Origin of the sequence: Exiguobacterium sp. B2(2022) (assembly GCF_028823655.1) — a bacterium.
Classification (GTDB): Bacteria; Bacillota; Bacilli; order Exiguobacteriales; family Exiguobacteriaceae; genus Exiguobacterium; species Exiguobacterium aestuarii_A.
The window spans coordinates 1-1521 of sequence record NZ_JAPEHX010000112.1 but is presented as its reverse complement, the minus strand read 5'-3'; the positions used below and the strand labels follow the sequence as shown (position 1 = coordinate 1521).

General features: G+C 57.7%; 1 protein-coding gene. It reads left to right on the top strand.

Going from position 1 to position 1521, the window contains the following annotated elements; all coding sequences use genetic code 11:
- Positions 1-65 precede the first annotated feature (65 nt).
- On the top strand, positions 66-1521 hold a 1456-nt coding region (locus ON063_RS14495), incomplete at its 3' end, for a hypothetical protein (RefSeq protein WP_274665604.1).

Below are 1521 nucleotides of genomic sequence, written 5' to 3'. Positions count from 1 at the left end.
TTTTTTTCGTTTGTTTTGCTTCATTTTTTGAAAAAGAGGTCGATATTATGGTCGAGGTGACAAACATGCAAATTCAAGCCCAAGCGACCGCCGTCAGTTCGGTCTTACCAGGCATCCAGACGAACCGGACTTATAAGGCCGAACTCGTCAAACAGACAGGCCCCGACTCCGCCATCGTCAAAATCAACGGCGAAGAAGTCGAGGTCACATTCAAAGACGGGCTTCCGAAGACGAACCCGTTCCACGTGACGCTTGCCGAACAGGACGGCGTCTTGCTCGCGACCGTCGTTCCACAGAAGGAAGAGACGCTTGAACCCGCACCACCTGCATCGTCAAAGCTCGACGCGAAGATCCAGACGCTCCTCGCCTCCCTTCCACCCGAAGTGCGAAGCGCCGTCAGCCGTCTGCTCCAGTCCGGGCGTTTGCCGATGAACGAGGACACGGTACGCCTCCTCGAAACGGCCTTTAAAGGTGACATGCGCGACGTCATCCTTCATCTAAAGACGCTCGATACTCAGGCTGTCCCGCGTGAGGTTGCACGGGAGATTGCCGTCCTTTCTTTAAATGAGGCGAGACAACTCCTCACACCACCATCACCAGACGCCCCGTATCCTCAAAAAGAGCGATACGTCGAACTCGTCAACTTGTCACGTCCCGTGAGCGAACGGGTGACACCGACGCCTGAGACGATCGACCGGGTCATCCGTGACTTCCCTACCCCACCGAAGATGGAGCGCACCGAACCGTTGCCGCTCCCACCGGTGAACGGACGACAGGTGATGGTCAAGGAAGTGACGAGCCATCTCGCGAACGTGACGAACACGTTCCGAAACGAACAGGCGACGGTGACGAAACAACTCGGACAGGTCTCAGCACTCATCGAGACGAATCCACATGTGGCACGTCCCGCGCTCGAGACCGTTTCGACCCGCTTGACGCAACTCGTCCAAAAGACGGATGCGCTCCTTCACACGGATGTGACGCAAGAGAAGCAACTCGTCGCCATGACCGCGAAGCTCGACCTCGCCTTGTCGTTACTCTCGACAAAGCCACAAGAGAGCGCGGCACTCGTCAAAGATGTCCGGTCGACGTTGAACGACTTCCGTTACGCACCGAACCAGGCACGGATTGAATATATCCCACATGGCGCGATGCGCGCCGGGGAGATCCCGAGCGTCACACCGCTGAAGCTTGACGCGACACTATCAGGTCGACACGTCCAAGAAGTGACGCAACGTGTCCAGACACAGGCGCAGCTCGCTCAGGCGAACAACACACCGACGTCCGCTCTATCGGTGCGAAGCGACACGACGAACCCGGAGGCGCAGCGACTCGCCTCGTTCCTTCAGGTCCAACAGACGCTCAACCGCCTCGATGGCGGGCAGCTCCACCAGCTCCTCTTCGCCCTTCCGGCGAAAGTACAGGAGATTGACACCGGGATTCACGTCCATATCCAAAACCGCGAGGCCGGTGACGTCGTCGACTGGGAGAACAGCGTTCTTTATATCCGCTTAGAGACGC